Below are 13,450 nucleotides of genomic sequence, written 5' to 3'. Positions count from 1 at the left end.
AGCCCGGATCCACCGGCTCGTTTCGTGAGTGATCGTTTTCGGTGATCGAGGCGATGCGTCTGGCGGCGGGCATGGGGTGGCCGCTGGTGTGCCCAGCTTTTCCACATGTCCACAGCTCTCGGGCCCTGGCGGGCGGGTCGGATACGGCCTGGTCAGAACGGTTGGGGCGGGGTGTTCACGGCGTGGAAGAGGGCTTCGAAGGCGTCGTGCCAGGGCCAGCGTTCGGGCAGGTGCAGGGTGAGCCGGCGGGCTGAACGGGCCAGCCGGGCGGGCACGTTGATCAGGTGATCGCGGATGGTCGCGCACGTCGCGCGGGCGTGGAAGGTGCCGGCGAGCGTTCCGCAGGCGCGGGTCAGGTTGAAGGCGAGGGCAGCCAGTGCGAGCCAGGCGGCGTTCGCCTGGAAGCTGCTCGAGGGGGCGTGTGCGAACGGGCCGTTCTTCAGCTCGGAGATCACCTGTTCCACGATCGCGTGGCGCCGGTGGTCACGCTCGGCGTCGATGAGCGGCAGCGTGCTGTCGGTGAACGCGGCATGGTAGCGCCAGGCGGTGAACAGCTCGCCCTGGCCCCCGGGCACGGTGGCGGGGTTCAGGCGCTTGACGCGTCGCACGATGAGACGGGCGGTGACCTGCTGCTTCTTCGGTTTCGAGGTGAAGGCGGTGTACTCGATCTCGGCGATCTCGGCGTCCGATATCCAGCGTTCCTCCTCGCTGTCCCACACCGCCTTGGGGTACTTGATCGGCGTCCAGGCCATCTCGTCGATAGCGGCGATGGCCTGCTTGACGGAGGCGTTCATCCGCACCGTGACCGAGAAGCGGGCGCCGAGCGCCCGGCAGGCGGCGACCACCTCGGCGGCGTAGTAGGCCGCATCCGCCCGCACGGTCAGCATCCCGGTCGCACCGGACGCGCGGGCGGTGCGGACCGCCTCGGCGGCGAACGATCCTGCTCCGCGCACCGAGTTGACGCTGCCCCGGCGCAGCCTGGTTGCGGCGATGACCGGGGCGGCCAGCGGCGTGGACAGCGTCGCGATCAGCGCGTTCAGGCCCTTGACCTTGTTGTAGCCGTAGCCGACACCTTGCTTGGCATAGCCGTGGACCGGCTTGATGGTGTCGTCCAGATCGAGGTAGGCAACCGTGTCGGCGCCGGCAAGTAGCGGGGTGTGCGCGGCCAGGCGAGGCAGGAACCGGCGGGCGACGGCATGTAGTTGCTTCACGTGCCCGTGGGTGAAGGACCGCAGGAAGCTGCCGAGGGTCGACGGGGCGCGGACCCCGGTGAACAGGCGCCGCATCGCGCCGTGCCGCAGCCGGTCCATGTCGTCGATACTGTCCGCGCCCGCGGCCATGCCCGCGATGAGGGCCATCGCCTTGGCGGCCGGGAAGGAACCGGTGCCGTTCTTCGAGGCCGGCAGCCGCATCAGCTCGCTGACCAGGCCGGGCAGGCCGCACCGCTCGGCCAGGCGCACCAGCGGCGCGAGCCCGCCGTACGCGATCAGATTCGGATCATCGAACCGTGCGGAGACCTTCGCCGCGGCATGGGAAGATTGCATCTCAGAAGTGCCCTGTTGGTCGTGCGTGCTGGAAGCGTAGAGAACTCCCATCATCGCAGGTCACAGGGCACTTCCTCGTTCCCGGCAACATCACCGCCGCACATCAACCGGTGGATCCGGGTTCAGTACTACCTGCTGGCCGGCGACGTCTGGAGACTCGACCGGCTCAAGGGGGTCATGCTGACCTCCATGCTCAAGACCCTGGCCGCCCGGCACCGGTCGAGGGTGACCACGATGGCCAACCGCTACAAAACAACCATCAGGACACCCCAGGGACCACGCAGGTGCTTCGAGGCCAGAATCGAACGCGAGGGCAGGAAACCACTGATCGCACGGTTCGGTGGCATTCCCCTCACCCGGAAACGGACGGCCGTCCTCGACGACCTCCCGTCCACCTTGTTCACACCGCGCAGCCGCCCGCGCGGCAGCCAACTCATCGACCGGCTGCGACGCGGACAGTGTGAACTCTGCGAAAGGCGAACTGAAGTACAAGTACACCAAGTTCGCTCCCTCGCAGAGCTGAGAAACGCAGGAGAACAGCCCGCATGGGCGCAACTGATGCTCAAGAAGCGACGCAGAACCCTCGTGGTCTGCCCGCCTTGTCACGGAAGCATCCATACGCAACCCGGGTGAACAGCACGCAGTAGTCACTGGAGAGCCCGCTGCACCGAAAGGGTGCACGGCGGGTTCGGGCCGGGGGCCACTGGAAAAGGGACCGCGCAGCGGAAACCTCGCCAGTGGCCTACCGGTACTGGTCCACGGATACGTGCAGGGCCGCGACTTCCGGCTCGCGCTCCACTTCGACCCGGTGGCCGGCGCGCTCCGCACGGAGGTCACCGATGCGCGAGGAGACCACCATCCCTTCTCTCCCTCGATCCCGGGCGAGGACGGACCCTCAGACCTGCTCCCCACCTCCGGGTACGGGCTCGCGCTCGTCGCCGCGCTGGTCGACAGCTGGGAGACGGTCCCGTATCCCCCCAGCGGCAAGACCGTCCGCGCCCTGTTGACGTCTCCGGCCCGGAGCCACCGCCCGGACCGGTCGAACACGTCACCTCAGGGCGACTTCACGCCAAGATCCATGACCTCGCACACATCACGCTGACGCCGCCGACACGTCTTCATGCGGTGGTCTTCAGCGCAAGGGGGATCAACAAGGAGGATCAAAGGGTCGGCAGGGCGTGCTGATGGAGGAGACCGGTGGAGCCGGCCGGACCATCACGGCGAACACCCTCCTGGAAGCCGCCGAGCAGGCCGTCCTGCGCGCCGAGTCCGACGTCGTACGACCGCTTCCGCACCGACTCCGCACCGAGTTCCGCGCACCCGACACCGACGCGGCCGCCGAGCGGCACGACACGCTCCTCGGCGCGCTGGCCGCACGGGCGGGCAACTGGCCCGAGGCGGTCCGGCGTTGCCCCGACGCCCCGCACGAGGCGGAGACCGGAGTCGTCCACTCGCCCGCCGGGAGCGCACTCCGCGGGCTGGCGCGCGAGGGGCGGCACACCGATGCCGGTGTCGCGGCGCTCGTGATCAGGCTGTGGACGTACCTCCTGGACGAGGAAGACCCGGGCGGACATCACCGGGCCACCACGCCCCTTCCCCCTCGCCGTGTCCGGCGACTTCGCCCCGGATCCGACGGCCCGGTCCCGCCGCGCGGACGCGTCGACCGGCCGAGGCCGGGTGGTCGGGAAGTGGGCACTCAGCTCCCGCGCTTCGGCGGGGCCGAGGCCGTGGAGGCGCACGACACCATCGTGGGCGAGCTTGCCGACCCGCCCGTCGGCGTCGGCGTAACGCCCCAGCATCGTGCGAGCCTGAGCCAGGCGCCGAGCCGCCTCGGAGGGAGGCATGGCGGAGACCCTGGCAGCGGCCGACACGGCGGAAGGCCGCTCCCGCACGTCCATCGCCCGCGGCCGGACCTTCACACGAAGGCCGACGCCCGCCAGTCCCGTACGCAGTCTGCGGCGCTGCTCCTCGGTGCCGAGCCCGAGCCGCTCCGCCTCCCTCTCGAAGACCGTCCGACTGATGGCGCCATCACTTGAGGCGCAACTCCGCAGTCGCCGGATCACACCGGGCAACTCGGCAGCGATCACCCGTCGTTCGTCCTCGGACATGGCCGAGTTCTCCTTCATACCGCCCCCACCCCACGACCGCGCACCGCTTCCGTCCGGAAGCTCCGTGACCGTTCCCCCACCTTAGACCCAGTGCGTTTACACTGCCAACGCATCGACAGAAACTGTGTACTGGCTGGTACGCATGACTTGACAGTGTCAACAGCTAGGCTGTGCGGTGTTCGCGCAGGCCCGCCCCGGAAGGTCATCCATGCCGCAGCCCCAGCACCTCCCCGGCACCCCGGAGTTCCGCATCAGACTCCCCAAGGACGGCGGAACGGCACACGGCCACCTCCTCGTCGAGTTCGGCGGCAACGGCACACACACGTTCCTGCTGCGCGAGGGCTCGCTGGTCGCCGCTGAAGCATGGCCGGGCCTGAGCCGCCACGCGCGCGAGTCGCGCGCCGAACTCCGTGCGAGCGGCGCCCTCGCCGATGCCCCGGCCACGCACGGGGCGGCGGACGCGCCGCGGCGCTGGGTGACGACCCGGGACATCATCTGCAACTCCTCGTCCGCGGCGGCCGGACTGGTCTACGGATACGACGCCTCCGGCCCGGAGTCCTGGCGGACCGCGGAGGGCCACCCGCTCGCCGACTACCTCTCCACCGGCTGGCGGGCCCCCAGGAAGGCCTGGCTGGTGCGCGGTTCCAACGTGTCGGGACACAATCTGGTGCGGCAGCTGTGGCTGAAGGAGGGCTTCGTCTCCCTCTCCGGAGCCCATCTGCCGCCACTGGAGGAGAACGACCCGACCAAGAGCACGCTGCGCCGCTTCGTCGAGGACGGCTACGAGGGAGCCGCCTCGTACAACCAGAAGCGTGGTCTCGTGGACGAACTCCACGGCTTCCTCACCCAGATGCGGGTGGGTGACACGGTGGCCACCATAAGCGACGGGCAGTTGTACGTCGGGCGGATCGACGGGGAGGCCGTGCAGACCGCGTCCCCGGGCGGGTTGTCGAATCTGCGGCGTGCCGCCTCCTGGCGGCCCGGCGGTCAGGCGTACGAGGAGCTTCCCGAAGCAGTGCAGCAGAAGCTGTCCGTGCAGCACGACATCGTCGACCTGACCGGTGTCCTGGACGCGCTGGACGCGCTGGACGGCCCCGTCGGGCCGGCCGAGGGCAGCGTCTCCGGCCTGCCGCCCTCCTCCGAAGTGAGGGAGCTGGTCCTGCCGGAGGTGACGGACGCCCTGGCGGGCAAGCTGCTCGTGCATGACCGGGCCTGGCTGGACGAGGTGCGTGAACTCCTCACGGACGAACGCCAGATGGTGCTGTACGGTCCGCCGGGCACCGGCAAGACCTATCTGGCCATGAAGCTGGCGGAGCACTTCGGCGGCGGCCCCGAGCAGGTCAAGATCGTCCAGTTCCATCCGTCCTACGCGTACGAGGACTTCTTCGAAGGGTTTCGGCCCGTGGAGGACCCGGAGACCCGTGAGGCCGCGTTCCGGCTGACGGCAGGACCGCTCCGGGAGCTGGCGGACCTCGCCTCCCGCGAGGGCAACACCCACATCCCCCACTTCCTGATCATCGACGAGATGAACCGTGCCAACCTCGCGAAAGTCTTCGGTGAGCTGTACTTCCTGCTCGAGTACCGCGAACGGTCCGTCCGCCTCACCTACTCGGGGGACGACTTCGGGCTGCCGCCCAACCTGTTCGTGATCGGCACCATGAACACCGCCGACCGGTCCATCGCCCTGATGGACGCGGCCATGCGCCGCCGGTTCGCCTTCGTGGAACTGTCCCCCCGCACCGAGCCCACCGCCGGTCTGCTCGCACGCTGGCTGGAGCGCGAGGGCAAGGACGACGAACCCGCCCGCCTCCTGGACGCGCTCAACGCCCTCATCGACGACCCCGAATTCGCCATCGGCCCGTCGTACCTGATGAAGCCGGGCGTATACCGCGACGGCGGCCTCGGCCGGACCTGGCGTACGAAGATCCTGCCGCTCCTGGAGGAGCATCACTACGGCGAGGGGCTCGATGTCGCCGCCCGCTACGGCCTCGACGCCCTGCGGAGAAGGCTCCCGTGAGCGTGGAGGAGGTGTCGCTGCGCGAGTACGGCCCCGCCGTCTCCGTACCGCTCCGCACGGAGGCCGGCCGGGCGCTCGCCGGCGCCGGCGTTCTACGGAGCGCCACCCCCGATCCCGGCCGGGAGGGGCACTGGCTCCTGCGGGCGGGCAGCAGCGTCGGCGCGGTGCGCGTCCCCGGCGGCCCCGTCGTGCGCATCATGCCCAAGACGCCCGTGGGCAGGCTCTTCTTCCTGCTCGGGTTCAGTCTCGACCCGGCCCGGGCCTGGCGGGACAGCCGGGAGGGGAGCATCGACACCGGGGGCCACGAGGATGTCGTCCCCGCGCTCGCACACGCCGTGGAGCGACAGATCGACGTGGCTCTGCGGCAGGGCGTCCTCCAGGGCTACCGCACCATGGAGGAGTCCGCGCTGTTCGTGCGCGGACGCATACGGGAAGCCGACCAGGTCCGACGGCGTTTCGGCCGGACACCGCCCGTCGAGATCAGCTACGACGCCTACACGGCCGACACCGCCGAGAACCGCATCCTGCGTGCCGCCGTCGAACGGCTGCTCCGCCTGCCCGGGGTGACCGCGCCCGTCCGGCGGCTCCTCGCCCGCCAGCGTCTCCGCCTCGCCGACGCCCTGCCTCTGGTACGGGGCCGGGAACTGCCCCGATGGCAGCCGTCCCGCCTCAACTCCCGCTACCGGCCGGCCCTGCGACTGGCCGAAGCCGTTCTGCGCGGCACGTCCCCGGAACACCGGCCTGCCGGAGCCGACCCGCTCCCCGTCAACGGCTTCCTGCTCGACATGAACAAGCTGTTCGAGGACTTCGTCACCGTCGGACTGCGGCAGGCCGTGCGGGAGCACGGGCTCACCGCCCGCCTGCAGGATGCCCACCACCTCGACGCCGCCGAGCGCGTGGGCATACGTCCGGACCTCGTCGTGCGCAGCGGCGACGGCCGTGCCCCGGTCGCCGTCGTCGACGCCAAGTACAAGGTCGAGAGAGCCGACGGCCTCCTCAACGCCGACCTCTACCAGGCGCTCGCCTACGCGACGGTCCTCGGGCTGCCCGAGGCGCACCTGGTCTACGCGGCCGGCCGGGAGCCCGTGCGCGTCCATGAGGTGCACGGGTCCGGAATCCGGCTCTTCCAGCACAGCGTCGACCTCTCACGCCCTCCGGCAGCGCTCCTGACGGCGCTGGAGCACATCGCCAGGCACCTGGCCGGGGCGGCACCGCATGTTCGATCATGAACCATCGTCCGGCACCTACGGGAGGACCTCATGCCCCGGCTCGCTTTCGCCCAGAGCTTCTGGGACGGCTACGAGACCCTGGAGAAGCCGGTTCGCGCCGGTGTACGCAAGGCCATGGCGAAGTTCCAGGCTCTGAGCCCGGCGGAGCTGAACGCGGACAAAGGACTTCATCTGGAGTCCGTGGAGAAGGCGCGCGACGGACGGATGCGGACCATCCGCATCACCGACTTCTGGCGGGGCGTCGTCCTCGCTCCCGACGACGGCAGCGACGTCTTCCTCCTGGTCAACGTGTTGCCGCACGACGACGCCTACACCTGGGCCGCGAAGCGTCTCTACAGTGCGAACTCCGCCACACGGGCGCTGGAGGTACGTAACGCCGTCGCTCTGGACGAGCTGACGCCGGTGTACGAGACCGCCGCGCGTCAGGCGCCCCGGCTGTTGTTCGCGAAGATCTCCGACGGCACCCTTCGCGAACTGGGCATCGACGACCAGGTTCTGCGGGCCGCCCGCTCGATGGTCGACAAGCAGCAGCTCAACGCGTTCGCCACGCTCCTGCCCGAGGACCAACTGGAGGTCCTCCAGTACCTCGCCGAAGGCTTCGGCCCCGATGAGGTGTACCGGGATGTCGTGGCGGTCCGCCGTCCCGCGGACGCGCCCGCCGAACCGGTCGAGGACCTGGCGACGGTGATCGCCAACACGACCGCCCGCATCCGCCTGGTCACCGGAGCCCAGGAGCTGGAGGAGGCCCTGGAGAAGCCGTTCGAGGCCTGGCGGATCTTTCTCCACCCCTCGCAGCGGCGGGTCGCCTACCGCACGTCGTACGGCGGTCCCGTCCAGGTCACCGGCGGACCCGGTACCGGAAAGACGGTGGCCGCCCTGCACCGGGTGCGGCATCTCCTCGGCCGCTCCACGGATGGCCGCGTCCTGCTGACCACGTACACGAACGCGCTCGCGGCCGGACTGCGCGACATGCTCGGCCTGCTCCTCGACCAGGACGAGAAGGCACTCGCGCGCGTGGACGTGACGACGGTCGACGCGTTCGCGAACGGAGTCCGACGGGCTGCGTCGGCGACCGTTCCCAAGCCGATCGGAGACCGGGAACAGCGCCAGTTGTGGGAGCGGACGGTCAAGCAGCTCGGTCTGCCGTTCACCGCGCAGTTCCTCGCGCAGGAGTACCGGCACGTTGTCCTCGGCCAGGACCTCCGCGGTCTCGACGCGTACCTCGGCGCAAGTCGTCGCGGCCACGGCACCGGCCTCGGAGCCGCGCGCCGACGCGACGTGTGGAGCGGGGTGGAACGCTTCGAACAGTTGCTGCGCGACCGGGGAGAGACCACCCATCTGCGGATCTGCTCGCGTGCGGCAGAGCTGCTGGAGGGCCAACCGGCTCCGTACGCACACGTCGTGGTCGATGAGGCACAGGACTTGCATCCAGCGCAGTGGCGGGTGCTGCGCGCCGCCGCTCCCCCGGGTCCCGACGATCTGTTCGTCACCGGTGACCCGCACCAGCGGATCTACGACTCCCGGGTGTCACTCGGCTCCCTGGGAATCGCCACCTCGGGCCGCAGCTTCCGGTTGCGCGTCAACTACCGTTCCACCGAGGAGATCCTCACCTGGTCGGCCGGGCTGCTCGCTCCTGTCACCGTCGGCGCGCTGGAAGGCGAGGGAACGGATTCTCTCAACGGATACCGCTCCCTCCTGCACGGCAGCCGTCCTCTGCTGGCGGGCCACGCGACGCGGGCGGACGAGGCCGAAGCCCTGGTGGACCGGGTCCGGTCGTGGGTCGCCGAGGGGCTCCAGCCACACGAGATCGGCGTCTGCGCGCGTTTCAACCTCTCCCTGGACACCGTCGAGGAGAAGTTGCGGGCCGCCAGCGTCCCGGCCGTGCGGGCCAAGGGCCAGGTCCCGCACGGGACCGGCGGCGTACGACTCGCCACCATGCACGCGATGAAGGGACTCGAGTTCCGGGCGGTCTCCGTCCTCGGTGTCAGCGACGGCACCATACCGTTCGCCCGCGAGATCACGGCCCGGGAATCGGACCCGCTCCAGCACGAGGCCGATCTGCTCCGCGAGCGCTGTCTGCTGTTCGTCGCCTGCACGCGCGCCCGCGAAGCGCTGTCCGTCACCTGGAGCTCCGAACCGAGCCCCTTCCTGCCCTTGTCCCCCCGCTCCGACTGACCGGCCCCGGGGCAGACCGGGGCCGAGCCCGGGTACGGCCTCACACGACCACTCAGTCCTCCGGCACCAGTCCACCCGTGGCCAGACCGTCCCGCCCGAGATCGGCGAGCTGTCTGCTCAGCTCGCCGATCTCGCGCACATCCTGCTCGAACGCGGACAGGGAGCGAAAGGCGGAGCCGTAGCGGCGCTGCTCGTCGATCCCCATCCTGGGGAGACGAGCGCCCCGCGTGTCGAGGCGGTGGCTCCCACTGGCGCTCGTGGACCGGCGGGCGTTCGCGGAGCTGCGCAGAAACCCCTGAAGGTAGTCCGTATCGAGCTGATCACTGGCCGACACCGGCTCCGCGCCCTCGTAACTGACCAGTCCGGCCCGGGCAAGATCAGCGATGCTCGTGGTCGCGCCGTCCAGCGAGCCCGGCTGACCGCCCTCGGCCAACTCGGGCAGCAGGGCGACCACGCGGGCGATTCGTTTCTCCACTTCCCTGCGCAGGGCCGCGTACTCCTCGGGGAAGTCGCGGTGCCGGGGCCGCAGGTGCGCGCCAGGGGTGAGATCGACGGTGTCGTCGAGAAGTTCGATCAACGGCACGTCGGCAACCTGATCCGCGCGGGGGTCCAGGCTGCCGTCCGGGCTGTTTCCCGTCAGGTCGACCATGCGCACGGTGTGGCGCGTGTCCGCGCTTCCGGTGCCGTCCGGACGCCTGAGGCACCAGATGTGTACGGGCAGGGAGTGCGAAGTGGCCACTCCGGGTGGCAGGGCGACCACTTGACGCAGAATGCCGCGGCGTACGAGCTCCGCGCGGATTCGACGCCCTGCCTTGCGATAGGCCACCGAAGCCGGCATGACCATGAGCACGTGGCCGCCCGGATCGGTATGCGCGTAGGCGTGTTGCAGCCACGCGAGCTCGCCTTCGGCCTTGGACGGTGTTCCCAGCTCCCAGCGGGAGTCGAGCAGCAGCTCCTCCCGCCCCCACTCGGTGACGCCGGCCGGCGGATCGCAGACCACGAGACCGGCCCTGAGATCAGGCCACGCGTCGGCGCGCAGGGAATCCCCGTCCACGACGGCGACCCGGGTGCATTCCAGAAGATCGGCTCGTAGCTGCGCGAACCGAGCGCTGTCGGCGTCCGATTCCTGACCACAGCGGCGCACGTCCGTCCCCGAAGCGACTGACAGAAGCAGCAGTCCGATGCCGCAGGTGGGGTCGAAAACCGTTGCGCCAGAGGGTAGTTCGGGGGCGAAGTGCCGCACAGCCCGCACAATGCGCTCAGGTGTCACCTGGTCCGACCCCGCCCGCCGCGCCGAGTCCACGAAGCGCTCGGTCAGACCGTTGACCAGGTCGGCGGGCGCCTCACCGCCGGCCAGTCGCCGCACCCGGGTCATCACCTCGTCCGGCAGGCCGGGCGCGAGGTCTCCGGCCAGGGCCGCGGCCACCTCCGCCAGGCCCGCGACCATCTGTTCTCCGTAGACGGCCCGCAGAGCCTGCCACAGCTCGACCTCGGGCGAGATCTCCTGACCCTTGCGCTGCTTGTCCAGCCAGGCCTGGACCTCGACAAGCGCGAAGAGCGGGCTGTTGGCGGCGCCTCCCGCCGGCGCGGGGAAGTCGTCATAGCGCCGACGCCAGTTGGAGACTGCCGCCCGGGTGACACCGGCCAACCGAGCGATCTCGGCTCCGGTGACCAGGGCACCGACCGATGCAGCGGCATTTTCCGTCATAGCCACAGCGTACACGGGGCGAGACAATCACTCCAGAGTGAATACTGTTGACGCTGCGCACAGATGTGTGTCGGATTCGTATCGTGCACGGCGAACCGCGTTCTGGCTGCACCTCGTGGGCGCGTCCGTATCGCCAGCCCCTGCCGCACTCCCCTGCCGCATGAAGGCCCGTCATGACCGCGAACACCGAAGTACGCACCATCTACCGGTTGAGCGGTGTCGCTCCCACGCCGGAGGCCTCGCACAGACGGCGAAGGCTCTGGCGGCACGCGGCGTGACGGTCGAGGCGACCGGTATTCGCGGAAGGTGACTGCTTGGCACCTCCCCAGCCTTCGCGGCCGGTGGGGGCCGCCGCGGGCGCCCCCGTCCGACGGTCCCGCCCCAAGGTGGCGAGTCGACGGCCGGTCGGACCTGGCCCGGACTGTTTCGGCTGCTCTGTCGTGCTCAATAACCGTCGCTTTAGGCGCACTTGCGATCGAGGTTGGAACATCTCTGTGCGGCCAGTGCGCAGATTTTTCAGAGATTCACCCGTCCGGAGGTGTGCGCTACGGCATAGGATCATGCCGCGCGCCTCTGGGGCCTCTTCTGCCCCACCAGCACCCTCCCCCTCATCCAGGACGCCCTCACCGGCGCCCCTCACAACTCGTTAACAGGTATCCGCGTGTCACCGATACTCGAACCCGGTTCCGGCGACGGAGCCGCGCAGTGAAAATCAATCGTCGCCTCGTACTCCTCGTCGCCGCACCGCTCACCGTGGCCGTCGCCTTCTCGGTTCTGGCCCTCGCACCCGCGACCAACCAGGCACTCCAGGCCGACCGGCTGACCTCGATGGTCCACGCCGCCGACGGTGCAAGCGAGTTGACCCATCAGTTACAGCGTGAGCGGGCGGCGGCCACCGCCCTGGTCTCCGAACAGGGAGACGCGGACACGTTCCGATTACGTGCGAACGCGACCGACAGGAGCATCGCCGGATTCCGCAGCCGGACCAAGGACCTCTCCGCGGTACCCGGCAGCGCACAGGGCGCTCTGGACCGTATCGAGCGCTTCATCGAGGAGATGCCCGGGCTTCGCGCCCAGGCGCGCTCGGGCAGCAGCACCATCTCCGCCCTCGCCTTCGGCTATCGGATCGTGATCGCCGACCTCAACAGCTACCGCGACGGCATCGCGCAGGCCGACGGCGTCGACGCCGACATCGCGGACCGGATCCGCGCCGCGGCCGCCCTGTCCGAGGCCGCCGAGTACACCGCCCAGCAGCAGGTCACCGTGGCGAGGGCGCAGGCCGCGGGCGGTTTCACCACCGCCTCGCAGCGGACCTTCGACGCCGCCCGGATGGGCTACACCGAGTCGGTCGGCGCCATGTTCGACCTCGGGCCGGGCACATGGCGGACCTGGCTGGAACGCACCCTCTCCGGGGCGAAGGCACTGGAGGCCCGGCGGTTCGAGGACGAGATCGGGCGCACCGGCGCCGACAAGGACATCACCGTCACGCCGAAGGAATGGCAGCGGGCCGCCAACGACCGCCAGGAGCTGCTGCGTTCGGTGGAGAAGCGGGTCGACGCGGCCGTCCTGGCCGAGGTGTCCGACGTACGCACCACCCTCATCTGGACGGCCGGTGCGGAGGTCGCCCTGGTGGTGCTGACCCTGGTCGGCGTCGTCGTCGTCGCGATCCGCCTGGGGCGCGTCATGATCCGGCGGCTGCGCGATCTGCGCAACGCCGCGCACGAGGTCGCCCACTCCGGGCTGCCCGCCGTGATGAGCGAGCTGTCCCAGCCCGGCGCGCTGCGTGGGGCGACACCCGAGGAGGTGGCCCGGCGGACAGGCGATCCGGTCGGGACCACGGGCGAGGACGAGATCGGCGAGGTCGGTGAGGCGTTCAACGCCGTCCACCACGAGGCCGTCCGGCTGGCCGCCCAACAGGCACATGCTCACGAGCGGTTGGCCGAGACACTGGTCGGTGTCGCCCGCCGTGGAGCCCGGTTGACCGCCGTCATGGTGTCCGAGCTGGACAGCGTGCAGCGCGACGAGGCCGACCCCGTACGGATGAAGACCCTCTTCGCTCTCGACCACCTCGCCGTCCGCATGGAACGCAACACCAACAACCTTCTGGTACTGGGTGGTTACGGAAACGCCCGGGTGCGCTCCGCCGATGTCGGGTGCTCCACCGTCATCGTTGCCGCCGCCCAGCAGATCGAGCAGTTCGACCGCGTCTCGCTCGGCGTGATCGAGTCGGGGATCGGCATCACCGCCCGGGCCGTGCACGACGTGGCGCACGTCCTGGCGGAACTGCTCGACAACGCGACCCGGTACTCGCCCCCGGACAAGCAGGTCGGGGTCGCCGTCTGGCGGCTGTGGGACCGGGCCGTGGTGCAGATCGTCGACGAGGGAGTGGGCATCACGGCGGAACGCCGCGCGGTCCACAACGCCGCGCTGCTCGAACCGCGGGCGGGCATCGGCGACGTACGGTCCATGGGTCTGCACGTGGTGGCACGGCTCGCCGCGCGCCACGGCATCGTTGTCGAACTGCGCGACTCCTCCGGCCCCGGGACCATCGCCGAGGTCACGCTGCCCACGAAGGTGCTGGCGCTGGACCTGCGGGAGGACCAGGAACAGCAGCCGGGTGTACTGGGTGGCGCGGTCGGCTACGAGGCGTCCCGGCCGATCACCCCGCC

Annotated in this window: 9 protein-coding genes; 6 read left to right on the top strand and 3 right to left on the bottom strand. The window is 70.1% G+C overall.

Annotated features, from left to right (window positions below; genetic code table 11):
• Positions 1 to 152: 152 nt before the first annotated feature.
• On the bottom strand, positions 153 to 1,544 hold the full coding sequence (locus B9S58_RS08070) for an IS1380 family transposase (RefSeq protein ID WP_103531107.1): 1,392 nt from the start codon (positions 1,542 to 1,544) through the stop codon (positions 153 to 155).
• Here B9S58_RS08070 and B9S58_RS40165 point away from each other — a divergent pair.
• Together B9S58_RS40165 and B9S58_RS08065 are read left to right on the top strand one after the other, a co-directional pair.
• The gene (locus B9S58_RS40165) at positions 1,530 to 2,177 is read left to right on the top strand and encodes a hypothetical protein (RefSeq protein ID WP_374935662.1); all 648 of its coding nucleotides are present in this window, start codon (positions 1,530 to 1,532) and stop codon (positions 2,175 to 2,177) included. The genes B9S58_RS08070 and B9S58_RS40165 overlap by 15 nt on opposite strands.
• 133 nt (positions 2,178 to 2,310) lie before the next feature.
• On the top strand, positions 2,311 to 2,646 hold the full coding sequence (locus B9S58_RS08065) for an ATP-binding protein (protein WP_103531427.1): 336 nt from the start codon (positions 2,311 to 2,313) through the stop codon (positions 2,644 to 2,646).
• 58 nt (positions 2,647 to 2,704) lie between these two features.
• Here B9S58_RS08065 and B9S58_RS08060 read toward each other — a convergent pair whose 3' ends face one another.
• On the bottom strand, positions 2,705 to 3,652 hold the full coding sequence (locus B9S58_RS08060) for a hypothetical protein (protein WP_146063477.1): 948 nt from the start codon (positions 3,650 to 3,652) through the stop codon (positions 2,705 to 2,707).
• A 208-nt stretch (positions 3,653 to 3,860) separates the two neighbouring features.
• On the opposite strand from B9S58_RS08060, the gene B9S58_RS08055 reads away from it, so the two are divergent.
• Genes B9S58_RS08055 through B9S58_RS08045 form a run of 3 tightly spaced genes read left to right on the top strand, consistent with a single transcriptional unit; the run spans position 3,861 to position 9,073 of the window.
• Entirely contained in the window at positions 3,861 to 5,669 is a 1,809-nt protein-coding gene (locus tag B9S58_RS08055; protein ID WP_103531425.1) for a DUF4357 domain-containing protein, read from the top strand.
• 2 nt (positions 5,670 to 5,671) lie between these two features.
• Positions 5,672 to 6,898 carry a restriction endonuclease gene (locus tag B9S58_RS08050; protein ID WP_103531428.1) on the top strand — a complete coding sequence of 409 codons (1,227 nt, stop codon included), beginning with the start codon at positions 5,672 to 5,674 and terminating at the stop codon, positions 6,896 to 6,898.
• A gap of 30 nt (positions 6,899 to 6,928) precedes the next feature.
• Positions 6,929 to 9,073 (top strand): UvrD-helicase domain-containing protein, encoded by a 2,145-nt coding sequence (locus B9S58_RS08045; protein ID WP_103531424.1) that lies wholly within the window; start codon positions 6,929 to 6,931, stop codon positions 9,071 to 9,073.
• 52 nt (positions 9,074 to 9,125) lie between these two features.
• On the opposite strand, the gene B9S58_RS08040 is transcribed toward B9S58_RS08045, so the two are convergent.
• Positions 9,126 to 10,781 (bottom strand): N-6 DNA methylase, encoded by a 1,656-nt coding sequence (locus tag B9S58_RS08040; RefSeq protein ID WP_103531423.1) that lies wholly within the window; start codon positions 10,779 to 10,781, stop codon positions 9,126 to 9,128.
• A gap of 705 nt (positions 10,782 to 11,486) precedes the next feature.
• On the opposite strand from B9S58_RS08040, the gene B9S58_RS08035 reads away from it, so the two are divergent.
• On the top strand, positions 11,487 to 13,450 hold a 1,964-nt coding region (locus tag B9S58_RS08035), incomplete at its 3' end, for a nitrate- and nitrite sensing domain-containing protein (protein WP_103531422.1).

Origin of the sequence: Streptomyces sp. SM11 (assembly GCF_002910905.1) — a bacterium.
In the GTDB taxonomy this organism is placed as follows: domain Bacteria; phylum Actinomycetota; class Actinomycetes; order Streptomycetales; family Streptomycetaceae; genus Streptomyces.
Note: the sequence above shows the minus strand (reverse complement) of the source record. Positions and strands in the feature narration are given on the sequence as shown.

Excerpts from the sequence above, each read along its gene's own strand:
- B9S58_RS40165 (WP_374935662.1), top strand. The coding sequence starts at position 1,530 with ATGGGAAGATTGCATCTCAGAAGTGCCCTGTTGGTCGTGCGTGCTGGA.
- B9S58_RS08070 (WP_103531107.1), bottom strand. The coding sequence starts at position 1,544 with ATGCAATCTTCCCATGCCGCGGCGAAGGTCTCCGCACGGTTCGATGAT.
- B9S58_RS08060 (WP_146063477.1), bottom strand. The coding sequence starts at position 3,652 with ATGTCCGAGGACGAACGACGGGTGATCGCTGCCGAGTTGCCCGGTGTG.
- B9S58_RS08055 (WP_103531425.1), top strand. The coding sequence starts at position 3,861 with ATGCCGCAGCCCCAGCACCTCCCCGGCACCCCGGAGTTCCGCATCAGA.
- B9S58_RS08045 (WP_103531424.1), top strand. The coding sequence starts at position 6,929 with ATGCCCCGGCTCGCTTTCGCCCAGAGCTTCTGGGACGGCTACGAGACC.
- B9S58_RS08040 (WP_103531423.1), bottom strand. The coding sequence starts at position 10,781 with ATGACGGAAAATGCCGCTGCATCGGTCGGTGCCCTGGTCACCGGAGCC.